General features: G+C 62.6%; 12 protein-coding genes. 8 read left to right on the forward strand and 4 right to left on the reverse strand.

The window, feature by feature from the left end:
- Position 1 precedes the first annotated feature (1 nt).
- On the reverse strand, positions 2 to 655 hold the full coding sequence (locus AC1DVN_RS08385; RefSeq protein WP_003944178.1) for a DUF6474 family protein: 654 nt from the start codon (positions 653 to 655) through the stop codon (positions 2 to 4).
- Positions 656 to 779: 124 nt separating this feature from the next.
- Here AC1DVN_RS08385 and AC1DVN_RS08390 point away from each other — a divergent pair, with 124 nt between their 5' ends.
- Positions 780 to 2,336, forward strand: coding sequence for a TM0106 family RecB-like putative nuclease (locus AC1DVN_RS08390; RefSeq protein ID WP_029537352.1), 1,557 nt, complete (start codon positions 780 to 782; stop codon positions 2,334 to 2,336).
- A gap of 138 nt (positions 2,337 to 2,474) precedes the next feature.
- Entirely contained in the window at positions 2,475 to 4,802 is a 2,328-nt protein-coding gene (locus AC1DVN_RS08395) for a putative bifunctional diguanylate cyclase/phosphodiesterase (RefSeq protein ID WP_477993698.1), read from the forward strand.
- On the opposite strand, the gene AC1DVN_RS08400 is transcribed toward AC1DVN_RS08395, so the two are convergent.
- Complete coding sequence (locus tag AC1DVN_RS08400) at positions 4,790 to 5,548, reverse strand: SDR family NAD(P)-dependent oxidoreductase (protein ID WP_477993699.1); 759 nt, start codon at positions 5,546 to 5,548, stop codon at positions 4,790 to 4,792. The two genes, AC1DVN_RS08395 and AC1DVN_RS08400, sit on opposite strands and share 13 nt — an antisense overlap.
- 158 nt (positions 5,549 to 5,706) lie before the next feature.
- Here AC1DVN_RS08400 and AC1DVN_RS08405 point away from each other — a divergent pair, with 158 nt between their 5' ends.
- From AC1DVN_RS08405 to AC1DVN_RS08415, 3 genes are read left to right on the forward strand one after another with little or no spacing between them, the layout of a single operon-like run.
- Positions 5,707 to 6,297: a hypothetical protein gene (locus tag AC1DVN_RS08405; protein WP_030535862.1), complete on the forward strand. Its 591-nt coding sequence runs from the start codon at positions 5,707 to 5,709 to the stop codon at positions 6,295 to 6,297.
- Complete coding sequence (locus tag AC1DVN_RS08410) at positions 6,290 to 6,940, forward strand: DUF6308 family protein (RefSeq protein WP_477993700.1); 651 nt, start codon at positions 6,290 to 6,292, stop codon at positions 6,938 to 6,940. The genes AC1DVN_RS08405 and AC1DVN_RS08410 overlap by 8 nt, the downstream gene beginning before the upstream one ends.
- Before the next feature lie 35 nt (positions 6,941 to 6,975).
- Positions 6,976 to 8,433, forward strand: coding sequence for an HNH endonuclease signature motif containing protein (locus AC1DVN_RS08415; protein ID WP_477993701.1), 1,458 nt, complete (start codon positions 6,976 to 6,978; stop codon positions 8,431 to 8,433).
- Here the strand turns inward: AC1DVN_RS08415 and AC1DVN_RS08420 are convergent.
- The gene (locus AC1DVN_RS08420) at positions 8,411 to 8,962 is read right to left on the reverse strand and encodes a GNAT family N-acetyltransferase (protein WP_317832484.1); all 552 of its coding nucleotides are present in this window, start codon (positions 8,960 to 8,962) and stop codon (positions 8,411 to 8,413) included. The genes AC1DVN_RS08415 and AC1DVN_RS08420 overlap by 23 nt on opposite strands.
- Positions 8,959 to 9,642 carry a TetR/AcrR family transcriptional regulator gene (locus AC1DVN_RS08425; RefSeq protein ID WP_080909309.1) on the reverse strand — a complete coding sequence of 228 codons (684 nt, stop codon included), beginning with the start codon at positions 9,640 to 9,642 and terminating at the stop codon, positions 8,959 to 8,961. The genes AC1DVN_RS08420 and AC1DVN_RS08425 overlap by 4 nt, the downstream gene beginning before the upstream one ends.
- A gap of 102 nt (positions 9,643 to 9,744) precedes the next feature.
- Between AC1DVN_RS08425 and AC1DVN_RS08430 the strand changes: the two genes are divergently transcribed.
- Genes AC1DVN_RS08430 through AC1DVN_RS08440 form a run of 3 tightly spaced genes read left to right on the forward strand, consistent with a single transcriptional unit; the run spans position 9,745 to position 12,292 of the window.
- Complete coding sequence (locus AC1DVN_RS08430) at positions 9,745 to 10,935, forward strand: lipid-transfer protein (protein WP_007735955.1); 1,191 nt, start codon at positions 9,745 to 9,747, stop codon at positions 10,933 to 10,935.
- A 42-nt stretch (positions 10,936 to 10,977) separates the two neighbouring features.
- Positions 10,978 to 11,409 (forward strand): type II toxin-antitoxin system Rv0910 family toxin, encoded by a 432-nt coding sequence (locus AC1DVN_RS08435; protein WP_019746343.1) that lies wholly within the window; start codon positions 10,978 to 10,980, stop codon positions 11,407 to 11,409.
- 7 nt (positions 11,410 to 11,416) lie between these two features.
- The gene (locus AC1DVN_RS08440; protein WP_019746344.1) at positions 11,417 to 12,292 is read left to right on the forward strand and encodes a MaoC/PaaZ C-terminal domain-containing protein; all 876 of its coding nucleotides are present in this window, start codon (positions 11,417 to 11,419) and stop codon (positions 12,290 to 12,292) included.
- Positions 12,293 to 12,305: the final 13 nt, after the last annotated feature.

The raw sequence follows: 12,305 nt of genomic DNA on the forward strand, positions 1-12,305 counted from the left end.
TCTAGCGCACGCCGAGACGTGCGAGCAGATCTGCTTCGACGCCGTCGAGTTCGGAAGAAATTGCCTGGTGAGCTGCCTTACGGCGAGCCTGAGGCATCTGCTCGGCAGCGCGAACTGCCGTGCTGAGATCGCCGAGGCGCTCACGGATGGCGGCGGCAAAACGCTGCGTCTCCGCATCGTCGGGCTTGCGGCTGAGGATCTCGGTGACCGAGCTCTCGGCGCCGGCGATACGAGCGCTCAACTTCGCGCCGTGACCGGTGTAGTCACCGAGCTGGTCGACGGCGATGCCCATCTTCTGCGCGCGCGTGGTGTCGAGCTGGGCGCGCACAGCCGTGGCAGCGCGGTAGGCGATCGGCAGGAGAACGGGGGCAAGCAGACGTGCCACACCCAGGTACTTACGCACCTTGGCGACAGTCAGGCCCTGATTCGCAGCGGCTTTCTCCTGCGCCTTCAGGGTCGCGATCTGCGCCTTTTCGATCTTGTGCTGTGACTCGATCTCGGCTTTCTCCAGCTTCTTGAGCGACTTGGTCTCGACCTTGTCGCGCTTACGCTGGCTCTTGGCGTTGAGCTTCGCCTCGACCTCAGCCTTGTGCTTGAGAGCCTTTGCCTCCGCCTTGCGGGTGGCACGAGACTTTCGCTTCTTGAACAACCCCATCGAAAAGGACCCCGTTTCCAGGTGTTTGTGTGTTGCCAGGTACCTGCGCTTCGGCTTCAGCCTAGGGGAGCACATAATCTTCGTCATCGTGTGTTCCGTTAACAACCCCGCGCCCCAGCTCCCGATCATCGATTCGGGGGCGTTGACCCGATGCCGTCATCGGGTGCGTCTGGACGGGTTGTTTCCCGGGAAATCGGCTTCGGAACCCGTCGACACCGGCGTCAAGCAGCGCCAGGATGCCGCGATCGCGAAGCGCGCGGAGATCGCCGAACTGGTGATCGGCGCTGCTCCCGAGCGTTGGGTGAAGATCAACCCTGATCAATCGGCGTCGGCTCAGGCTCGCGACACACTTGCTGCCTGTGAGGCCGGCGCGGACCGGATCTGGGGCGCGGTCTTGCCGGTCGAGCGCGACACCGGACGCAAGGGCCGCTGCGAAATGCTCATCCGTGACGACGAGGGCGGCGGGTACATCCCCGTCATTGTCGTCAATCACAAGGTGACCGATCCCGGCCAGGGCGCGATCACCTCGGGGCTCTTCGAATGGGAGCCCGCGGTCGATCCCAAGCGCAAGGTCCGCAGTCAGGTCCGCGATCAGATGCGCGTCGCGCAGGTCTATCGGATGCTCGAGCGTCGTGGGCTGGCGAGCCCGTCGCTCACGGCAGGCGCGATCGGATACAACGGAGACTGCGTCCTCGTCCACGACCTCAGTGCGATTCTCGACGACTACGACGAGCGTTTCGCCGACCGTATCGCTGTTGCCCGCGGCGAGGTGCTGACGTCTCCGTCACAGGTGAGCGAGTGCAAGTCGTGCCCGTGGTGGACCGAATGCAAGCAGGAGTTGGTTCGCAACCGCGATGTCAGCCTGGTGGCTGTCGGATCGCGCGCGGAGCTTCTGCGCGACGTCGGCTGCAACACGATCGATCAGCTGGCCGCCTGGGACGGTGAGCCGCTCGAGGATTGGCCGCACGGAAATTTCGACGACGCAGTCGTGATCGCCAAGGCGTGGTTGGCAGATGCTCCGTTGGTGCGGCGGTTCGAGAAGATCTCGGTGACTCGGGCGGACATCGAGATCGACGTCGACATGGAGAGCTATCAGGAGCACGGCGCCTACCTGTGGGGAACGCTGCTCAATGTCGGTGGCTTCTCGATGTATCGAGGATTTGCGACGTGGGATCCGCTGCCGACGCGTGACGAGGCGCGGTCTTTCGCGGAGTTCTGGGGCTGGCTGATGGCGGAGCGTGCCGCAGCCGCTGCTTCGGGTAAAACCTTTGCTGCATACTGCTATTCGCGTTCGGCCGAGGACAAGTGGTTGTTGGACTCGGCGCGCAGGTTTGCCGGTGAGCCCGGGATTCCGAGCAAGGACGAGATTCGTGAGTTCATCGACAGTCCGCAGTGGGTCGACATCTATCAAGCGGTGAGTGATCAGTTCATCTGCCCGAACGGCAAGGGACTCAAGAAGATTGCCCCCGTCGCCGGGTTCAACTGGCGTGACGCCGAAGCCGGTGGTGAAGCGTCGATGGCGTGGTACCGCGAGGCGGTCGGCTACGACGGTGAGCCGGACGAGACGCAACGGACGCGCATCCTGCAGTACAACGAGGACGACGTCATCGCCACCAAGGTCCTACGTGAGTGGATGACGGACCGCGCGGAGAAGGAAATTCCGCTGGCTTCCGAGTTGTAGCGCCGATCCGTTCTGTCGCTATTGTCTGAAACATCCTATTTAACAGTGTGTTTCAATTCGTAGTTTCTCGTCATCGTGTGTCCCGAGCCCGCATCCGCGCTACCTTCATCTGGTCGGCTCCACGATGGAGGGTGTTGCATGCTGAGCAGGCTGACTTCGAGTGCGAGCGACGCCGAACTGTCTGACGTCGAGCGGCGCGACCTCTTCTCTCGCCAGGTCCGTCAAGTGACAACGGTAGCTCCGCTGGCCAACGTCGCAAATTTCTTCAGTGCGTGCGCTTTGTTGGCCTATGTCGTGCCGCCGGCACACGAAGAGTTCCGCCTGATCTGGGGAGCGGCAGCGCTCGCAGTCATCCTCAATTCGGTGCGTGTGTGGCTGCCGAGGGCCATTCAGGGAGAGAGGTATTCGCCCAAGCACACGACCCGGTACGACTACTGGGCACTCATGCTCGAAGTGGTACTGCTGGGTGTTTTGTACACGATCCTCGCGGCCGAGATGCTTCCGGTGATAGACGGTTCACGAAAGCTGGTTCTGATCGCGACCATCGCCGGTGTGGTGGGTGCCGGTGCAGTTGCGCTGTCGACTGTTCGGTCGCTGGGTTTGGCCTGGATTCTGGTGCACGGCCTGGGATTGTTATTCGTCATGCTTGCCGGGGCGACGGCCGAGTACTTCGTCCTTTCGTTTCAACTCGTTGTCTACATCAGTATTCTGTGCGTCGGCGTTGTCTATCTGTGGGCGTCGTTCCGAAGTCGTTGTCTTGCCGAGTTCGAGGCTGCTGCCGAGCGCCAGACGGTCAGTTTGCTTCTCGACGATTTCGAGGGCGGGTCACGCGACTGGCTGTGGGAAGTCGACACCACCGGGACGTTGTCGCACACCTCCGCTCGGCTGTCGCAGATCTCGGGAGTCTCTGTCTCCGACCTGCGAACCCTGTCGCTGCGCGGATTGTTGGATCGGCTCGACGTCGGTTCGACGAAGAGTGGACGAGCCGCGGTCCACGTCATCGGAGATCACCTCTACCGCCTCATGCCGTTTCGAGAGGTCGTCATTCCCGTTCGGGTCGGCGGCGTCGACCGATGGTGGTCTCTGTCGGGTCATCCCAGGCTTTCCGAGGCCATGGAGTTCGTGGGTTGGCGAGGCGTGGGCTCGGACATCACCGAGAAGTACAACTACGAGCGGCGAATTCTTTGGCTTGCTGCAACCGACGGACTGACCGGGCTCCCGAATCGCCGGACGTTCGGCACCGAGCTGTCCGACGCGCTCGGCGCTGTCCGGACCGGCGAGCAGGTTCTTGTCGGCATCCTCGACCTGGACAATTTCAAGTCGGTGAACGACACGTTGGGGCACCCCGTCGGCGACAAACTGTTGATTTCCGTTGCTGCACGGCTCAATCGGGTGGTCGACGGCGCCATGTGCGCCCGAATCGGTGGCGACGAATTCGGCGTCGTCTTGCGGGGAACAGGGGACGGCGGCGAGGTGTTTGCTCGCTATCTGGGTGCACTGCGTGAGCCGTTTTTCGTGCGGGGGAATCGCATCGAGGTTCGTGCATCGATCGGGTATGCCAGCGCGCCGGCAGATTCCGAAGACGCGGACACGCTTGTCATGTCCGCCGACCTGGCGCTGTATGCGGCAAAATCCGCCGGCAAGAACCGGGTCGGAAAATACTCACCGGTGCTGCGGGCGCGGGCCAGGGAACGAGCATCGGCCCTGCAAGAGCTTGGGCTTGCGATCGAGTCTCGGCAGTTCGAGCTGTACTACCAACCGCAGGTTCGTGCGGACACCGGCCGCGTCGAGGGATTCGAGGCACTGCTTCGCTGGAACCATCCGGTGCGGGGAGTGCTTGCGCCGCGCATTTTCATCGATGTCGCGGAGGAGACAGGGTTGATAGTCCCGCTGGGGCTGCAGGTTCTGCACATGGCGTGCGCCGAGGCGATGACGTGGCCCGATGACACCTACGTGACCGTGAACGTCTCTCCGGTGCAACTGATGTCGTCCGGCTTCGGATCAGCAGTCAACGATGCGCTGGAGGCATCCGGTCTGTCCAGCAAACGGCTTCAGCTGGAAATCACAGAGACGGGAGCGGTAGAGGAGCTTGCCGTCGCCGAGCTGGATCGTCTGCGTGCCACCGGAATTGCGATTGCCCTGGACGACTTCGGAACCGGCTATTCGTCTTTCGAGAGTTTGAAGAAACTGCCGTTGGATATTCTCAAGATCGACCGGTCGTTCATCACCGAACTGAGCGAGGGTGATTCGGCAGTTGTCACTTCGGTGGTCGAGGTGGCGAAGGCGCTCGGTATGCAGTCATTGGCGGAAGGCGTGGAGACGGCCGACCAGCTGAGGCTCTTGCTCACCGCGGGTTGCGAATTGGTTCAGGGTTACTACATCAGCCGACCGATGCCGGCGACGGAAGTGGCCGAGTACCTCAGCGCAACTGCCCAATCCAGCGGTGGGTATTTTCATTCGTTCTGACAACCGTGCGCCTTTATTAACCGCGGGCGGTTAATAAAGTGCTCGACGATCATCTGCGCGAGCTGCGCGTACTCGGACGGCTGGCCCAGGCGGGACGGGAACGGAACGCCGGCCTCGAGGCCCTTGCGGTACTCGTCGGTGACGCCTGCGAGCATCGGGGTGTCGATGATGCCGGGGGCGATGGTGTTGACGCGGATGCCGAACTGCGCGAGGTCACGGGCAGCCGGAACAGTCATTCCGTGCACTCCGCCCTTGGAAGCGGAGTACGCGATCTGGCCGATCTGTCCTTCGAAGGCAGCAACGGAAGCGGTGTTGATGACGACGCCACGCTGGCCGGACTCGTCGACGGCCTCGGTCTTGGAGATGGCGTCGGCCGCGAGGCGCATGACGTTGAAGGTGCCGAGCAGGTTGACGGTGATGACCGTGCGGAACAGCTCGAGGTCGTGCGGACCCTTCTTGGACAGGATGCGTCCGGCCCAGCCGACACCGGCACAGTTGACGACGATACGCAGCGGGGAGCCCGACTCGACGATCTGGTTGATCGCTGCTTCGACGTCTTCGCCGCTGGTCACGTCGGTGGGGATGAGGGTGACGCCGGCGGGGACGTTGTCGCCTGCGCGCTCGATCGACGCGGGCAGATCCAGGCCGAAGACGGTAGCGCCGGCGTCGGCGAGGCGCTTGGCTGTTGCGGCGCCGAGGCCTGATGCCGCTCCGGTGACCAGTGCTGCGGTTCCCTTGATTTCCACTTCGTGTGCTCCTCGAGTTAGCGATCGGTAAGGCGGCGGTGCGTGTCGAGAACCATAACGCGAGGGTGTATGTGAGGGCGAACGCGCGAGACCCGCGTAGGGCTGGGTACCTTGGACGCGAGGTCTGAGAGCAAAGCACCGGACGAGAGGGGACCTGCGTGAGCAAGGCGCCTGTGCGTCCCGCCGCTTCTGTCGAGAATTTCGAGCGGTTGCAGCGCGACCCGCTCTTCGAAGATCTTGCCGAGCTGATTGCCGAGGTTCTCTCCTACGCGTTCGACGCTCCGGCCGCCGTCGAGATCGAACAGTGGACGATCAGTTGCCTGCCGTCGACCAACCGATCCGCGGAGCGCCATCGCTTGTTCACGCTCAATATCGGTCCGATGGAGATTCTGAGCGTCGAGTGCCATCTGGTCGGCGGTAAGCCGATCGAGCACGTCATGTCCGTCTACGTATCCAGTTCGGCACTGGAATCGCGAACCGGCTGCAGCATCGAAGAACTCGACGCCAAGCACGATCTGGTCGCCATCAGACGCACCGAGTTGGCGTCCGCCGACGGCGACGGGACCGTGATCGACTGCAGTCTCGAGGACTCGGATGCGTTGGAACAGTTCGCTCAACTGCCCGTCGACATGACGACGGTTCGTCCGCTCGCGGAGCATCTTGTTGCCAAGGGCAAGGGCCCATTTCGGCAGTATCACAACGCCGGGTTCGCCAAATATGTACTGGAAAGGTCGCTCGACCATGGTTGATCAGTTGCCCATCCGACTCCCGCGTGTGCTGCGAGACGGGGACGATGACGGCGCGGTCGACGTGCTGCAGGAATATTTCACGAGGCCGCTCCGAAAGACCGGTTATCTCCGAACCGGTGCGTTGTGGGATTCCTGGGATCCCAGTGGCAATCGCGATCGTGATGCGAACATCTTCACCGCGGAAGATCTTGTTGCGGTGACGCTTCTGTCGGTTCAGGTTCCGGCGCAAGGAGCCTTCTTCCTGCTCGGGGAGAACAATGCCGAACTGAACCGACTCCTGGCGGACGTGGGCCCGGATCGCGATCTGTCGAACGAACCCGATCCCTTCACTCCGGAATCCCCGGTGTGGCGGTTGGAGACGGCGCTTCGAGAGATTCACGGTGTCGGGCGAACCATGGCGTCCAAACTGATCGCGCGCAAGCGTCCGCGACTCTTCCCGATCTACGACGACGTCATCGGGCGGGAGTTGGGAACGAAGGCTGCCCATCTGGAACCGGTACGAGAGGCCTTGCACGACGGAGAATTACACGTGCGATTGCTCGACTTGCGGGTTCGGGCCGGACTGGACGATGCCGTTCCGGCGATCCGGGTGCTGGATGTGCTCGCCTGGATGCAGGGTAAGGGATACAAACCGGCACTCTAGCTTTCTTGTCGGCGGGCAGGTCTAGTCTCGAATGTATGTTCGATAATGAATCGACGGGCGGTGTGAGGGCAGTCGTAGATGACGGCCGTCCTGTCGTCGATCCACTCGTGCTGCCGGACATGCTCTTTGCAACGGCGCAGAGCGAGAACATGCTGGCCGCACAGAAGGTGCTCGGTGCGTCCATGTTGTCGGAGTCGAGATTCAATGCGGAACTCGACGTGTCCGGTGATGCCGACAAGGCGTGGCGGATCGCGTGCAACGAGATCGCGGTCATGCTCACGTGTTCGCGGCGCACAGCCGAAGTTCACATCGAGATCGGTGACGCCTTGCGCGAGTTCCTTCCGCTCACCAAGGCTGCATTTGCTGCCGGCGAGCTGGACTATGCGCGCGTGCGCAAGATTGTCGACGGACTCACCGGGGTCGACCCCGAGGCGATCGCAGCACTCGAGCGCCGGGTACTTGCCTCCGCGCACCGTCTTCCGCCCGGGCAACTGGAGCGCGACATTGAACGTCAGCTCTTTGCCTACGATCCGGACGCTGCCGCCGAACTTCGCCGGAAAATGCTGGAACACCGCGATGTTCGCACGCGTGCAGACCGTCACGGACTCGCCCAGTTGCAGGCAACACTCAGCGCGAACGAGGCTGTCGAAGCGCTTGGCCTGATCAACGAGGCCGCCGGAAGCGTCTGCAACCACGATCCTCGGAATGCCTCGACGCGCCGGGCCGACGCGTTGGTCGCTCTCCTGCACGGCGAACAGGGGCTGACTTGCCAGTGTGGCAGCGAAACGTGCGAGGCAGTATCCCCAGCAGCTCGATCAACTGCGCCCTCACGTCGGAAGCCGTTGCTGCACATCGTGTGCGATCTGGCGACGCTCCTCGGATTGACGTCAGATCCCGCGAGTATCGACGGGTACGGGCCAATCGATCCCGACTTTGCTCGCGAGCTTGCCACCGATTCCACTTGGCAGGCACTGTTAGTCGACTTTCGCTCTCAGGCCGCCGGGAATCGACCGCGTCGGCGACATGCTCCGACTGTCCTGCCGCTTGTCACCCGACGTGATCGCCTGAGTCGCGAACCGAAAGGCTGCGGAGATCGGATTCGGGCGATGCAACGGTTGGTCGCGCGAGCCCCGGACATAGTTCGAAGATCGGATGGGCATGGCGCCCAGCCCGATCCACCTCCCGGCGCGCTGACCTATGCTCCGGGAGCGGCTCTGGCCGCATTGGTGCGGGCCGTCGACGGTCACTGCCGGTTCCCTGGTTGTTCGGTGCCCGCGAACAGGTGCCAACTCGACCACATCACCGAGTTCGATCCTTCCGACCCGAGACGCGGTGGGTGGACCATTGCGAGCAACCTCCAATGCCTGTGTCGCCATCACCATCAGGTGAAGACATACAGGTTGTGGACGCCGGTGATGCTCGTGGATCGTGCCATTCACTGGACCGATAAAACCAGCGGGTTGACGGCTGTCACGGTTCCGGAGAAGCGCTGACTTCGAAGATGGTCTCCAAACCGTCTTCTTCGTCCCACTGCTCACCGACTTCGTTGAAACCGTACTGGCTGATCAGATTTCGCGATGCGATGTTGTCCGGGCTGATGGTCGCTCGAACGATGTGCACTTCGGATTGGCGACTCGCGACGTCGAGAAGTATCTCGAGTGCAGTTCGAGCGTAGCCCAGTCGCCGGAATGCCGGGTCGATGCGATATCCGATCTCCACCATCCCGCGCGCATCGGGGCGACCGTGGAATCCGGCCAACCCCACCGGCGTCGAGGTGCGGGCATCGACGGCGATGCGGGTGATCCACGCGCTGTCGAGTGGGTTCCCGGTTATCTGCGTGCTCCGGTAGCGCCACAAGCCCTGGCATTCTTCGCCGAGGAGATACGGGGTCAGGAGGTTGGGTTCGAGTTCCATTGCGAGAGTGGCGTTGTCTTCACCCAGTGCGTGTAGGGCGAGTGATGGAACCCGGATCAGTTGAAGTCCACGTCCGTCGAGTGCCCAGGGTAGTTCGGTGACTGTCACAGGTCGGCGATCGGAGTCGACAGAGTTATGTCGACGCCGATGCTCCGAAGGTTGCCGTCCAGAACCTGCCAGATGGAGCGCCCGAGGAACTCGGCCAATTCCGCACTGGTCACATCGGAACCCGGCTGGCTGAGCCAACGGTTGACGCTGACGTCGACCAATCCGATGACGCCGAAAGCCAAGGGCTCCGCCATCTTCGACGGTTTGCCGCGGCTGGCGAGGATCGCGCCCAAGAGGTTCCCCAATTGGACGGCGATGGCTGTCTTGGTTCCGGTCACCACTTTCGAACCGGTTGCCCGCGTACTCGGCGAGCCCTTGCCTAAAAAGTGGTGCAGTCGTGGGTATTTCACAATCCACTGGAGGTAGGTCTCGACTGCCCGTGAGATAGCCTCGCCGACCGTACCCTGCGGCGTGAGGGTGGGTGTCAGGTCGGTCATCATCATCTCGAGGATGCGAACTCGCAGCTGCTCGTCGAGGTCGGCTCGATCCTTGAAGATCCGGTAGACAACGGAACGTGGGACGTCGGCGCGCTCGGCGATCTGCTGGACGCCGACGTCGGCGCCACCTTCGTTGACTGCATCGAGTGCTGCGTCGAGGATCCGCGCTTTGCGCTGCTCCTTGTGATCGTTCCAGCGAGTGCTGCGCCCGTCGGGCTGCGCCGACTCGGCTGTTTTTGTCATAAATCGAACGATACTCACCCCGCCATTGACTGGACAAGATGTCTCACATACTTTGGTGGGACAGCGTGTCACACACAGATACCGTTCTCTTCAGGAGTGGCAATGAGTAACAGGGTTTTTGTCGTCGGCGTCGGCATGACGAAGTTCGAGAAGCCGGGAGCCCGCGAGTGGGACTACCCCGACATGGCACGCGAGTCGGGTACCAAGGCGCTCGAAGACGCGGGTATCGACTACACCGAGGTCGAGCAGGCATACGTCGGCTACGTCTACGGCGAGTCCACCGCAGGTCAGCGGGCTGTCTACGAGCTGGGTCTGACGGGCATCCCCATCGTCAACGTCAACAACAACTGTTCGACGGGATCGACCGCGCTCTACCTCGCCACGCAGGCAGTCAAGAGTGGTCAGGCCGACTGCGCACTGGCGCTGGGCTTCGAGAAGATGCAGTCCGGGTCCCTCGGATCCACCTACGACGACCGTGAACAGCCACTCATGCGGCACCTCCTCGCTCTCGCCGAGCTGCAGGAGTTCGCGATGCCGCCCGCTCCGTACATGTTCGGCGCGGCCGGCGTCGAGCACATGGAACGCTTCGGAACCACTGCAGAGCAGTTCGCGAAGATCGCCGTCAAGAACCACAAGCACTCACTGAACAACCCGTACGCGCAGTTCCAGGACGAGTACACCCTCGAGCAGATCCTCGAAGCACGCCAGATCCACGGGCCGCTCACCAAGCTCCAGTGCTCGCCTACCTCGGACGGATCCGGCGCGGCGATCATCGCCAGCGAAGCATTCGTCGAGAAGCACGGCCTCGCTGCTCAGGCGATCGAGATCGTCGGACAGGCCATGGTCACCGACATGAACAGCACCTTCGAGGACAAGAGCGCGATCAGTCTCGTCGGCGCCGACATGACCCGTAAGGCCGCTGAGAAGGTGTACGCGCAGGCCGGGATCACCGCCGACGACGTCGACGTCATCGAACTCCACGACTGCTTCTCCACCAACGAGTTGCTGACGTACGAGGCGCTCGGACTGTGCGCCGAAGGTGACGGCGGCAAGCTCGTCGACGCCGACGACACCACCTACGGCGGACGCTGGGTGGTCAACCCGTCCGGCGGCCTCATCTCCAAGGGGCACCCCCTCGGCGCAACCGGTCTTGCCCAGTGCGCCGAACTCACCTGGCAGCTCCGCGGAACCGCCGACAAGCGTCAGGTCGACGGCGCGAAGGTCGCTCTCCAGCACAACATCGGACTCGGCGGCGCAGTTGTCGTGACCGCATACAAGCCCTACGCACGCTGAATCACACCCACAACCCGCTAGCTACCCACCAGGAGTTTCATCATGGCTTCCGTTTCCGTCTCCGCTGTACTGCCCGCATCCCCCGAGAAGACCTGGGATGCGCTCTCCGACCTGTCTCGCTGGGAAGAGTGGCTCACCATTCACCAGGGCTGGAAGAGTGAACTCCCCACCCAGGTTGCGTTGGGCGCCAAGTTCACCGAGGTCGTCTCCGTGATGGGTATGGCAAACAAGATCGAGTGGACCGTCGAAGAGGTCGAGGTTCCGAAGATGGTCAAGATTGCCGGTACCGGAATGGCCGGCGTCACCGTCGAATTCGTTCTCTCGGTCGAGGCCGACGGTGCCGGTTCGAAGGCAACCGTCGACGCCAGCTTCAAGGGCACCATGATCGTCGGGCCGATCGGCAAGGCAGTAGCCAAGAACGCCAAGGCTGACCTCGAGGCCTCGCTGGCCAAGTTCGCCGAGCTGGTCGGGTAACGGCTCGATGACGACACCGAAGACCAACGCGGTCGAATTCGATACGTCCGGGCTGGACGTATGGACCGATCCGGAGCACTTCGAGGTGACAGCCGAGCGCATCGCTGAATATGCCGCTGCCACCAACGATCCCATCGAGCGACACCTGAAGGGCGAGATCGCTCCACCGGTCTTCGCGGTGGTACCCGTCTTCATGTCGATGGCACCCGCTGCGCTGTCGGTGGCGCCGGTCGAACTGCTGATGAAGCTCGTTCACGGTGAGCAGGACTTCCTGTTCCACCGTCCGATCTACCCCGGTGACCACCTTGTCGCTCGTGCCAAGCCCATCGGATTCGAGGGCCGGGACAACGGATCCACCGTCGTCATCTATGTCGAAACCAAAACCGACAAGGGTGAATTGGTCAACGAGCAGTGGATGACGGCCTTCTTCCGCAAGGTCGACGCAGGCCCCGGACTTGGCGAGAAGGCTCCCGAACACCGATTCGACGACGCTCTTCGCGCGGGTAGTCCCGCAGCGGTGGTGAACCAGCACATCGACGAGGACCAGACGTTCCGGTACTCACCGGCTTCCGGCGATCCGATGCCGATTCACCTCGACGAGGAGATCGCTCGGATGTCCGGGCTCCCCGGAATCATCAACCACGGACTGTGCACGATGGCGTTCACGTCGTGGGGAGCCTTGACCGAACTGGCGGGCGGAGAGACCGAGCGGTTGCGCCGTCTCGCAGTGCGATTCGCGAAGCCCGTGCTCCCGACCCAGGACATCGAGACGGTGTTCTACAAGTCGGGTTCGGCAGACGGAGCCACGTCGTACTCGTACGAAACCAGCGCGGTCGGCGACCTCGTCATCAAGGACGGCCTCGCGGTCATCGCCGACAAATGAGTCTTCATGTCCG

The organism is Rhodococcus sp. P4_E4 (assembly GCF_056401575.1).

What these genes read in the sequence shown, in the direction of transcription:
- AC1DVN_RS08430 (WP_007735955.1), top strand. Translation starts at nt 9,745, where the DNA reads ATGAGTAACAGGGTTTTTGTCGTCGGCGTCGGCATGACGAAGTTCGAG.
- AC1DVN_RS08440 (WP_019746344.1), top strand. Translation starts at nt 11,417, where the DNA reads ATGACGACACCGAAGACCAACGCGGTCGAATTCGATACGTCCGGGCTG.
- AC1DVN_RS08435 (WP_019746343.1), top strand. Translation starts at nt 10,978, where the DNA reads ATGGCTTCCGTTTCCGTCTCCGCTGTACTGCCCGCATCCCCCGAGAAG.
- AC1DVN_RS08425 (WP_080909309.1), bottom strand. Translation starts at nt 9,642, where the DNA reads ATGACAAAAACAGCCGAGTCGGCGCAGCCCGACGGGCGCAGCACTCGC.
- AC1DVN_RS08395 (WP_477993698.1), top strand. Translation starts at nt 2,475, where the DNA reads ATGCTGAGCAGGCTGACTTCGAGTGCGAGCGACGCCGAACTGTCTGAC.
- AC1DVN_RS08415 (WP_477993701.1), top strand. Translation starts at nt 6,976, where the DNA reads ATGTTCGATAATGAATCGACGGGCGGTGTGAGGGCAGTCGTAGATGAC.
- AC1DVN_RS08385 (WP_003944178.1), bottom strand. Translation starts at nt 655, where the DNA reads ATGGGGTTGTTCAAGAAGCGAAAGTCTCGTGCCACCCGCAAGGCGGAG.
- AC1DVN_RS08410 (WP_477993700.1), top strand. Translation starts at nt 6,290, where the DNA reads ATGGTTGATCAGTTGCCCATCCGACTCCCGCGTGTGCTGCGAGACGGG.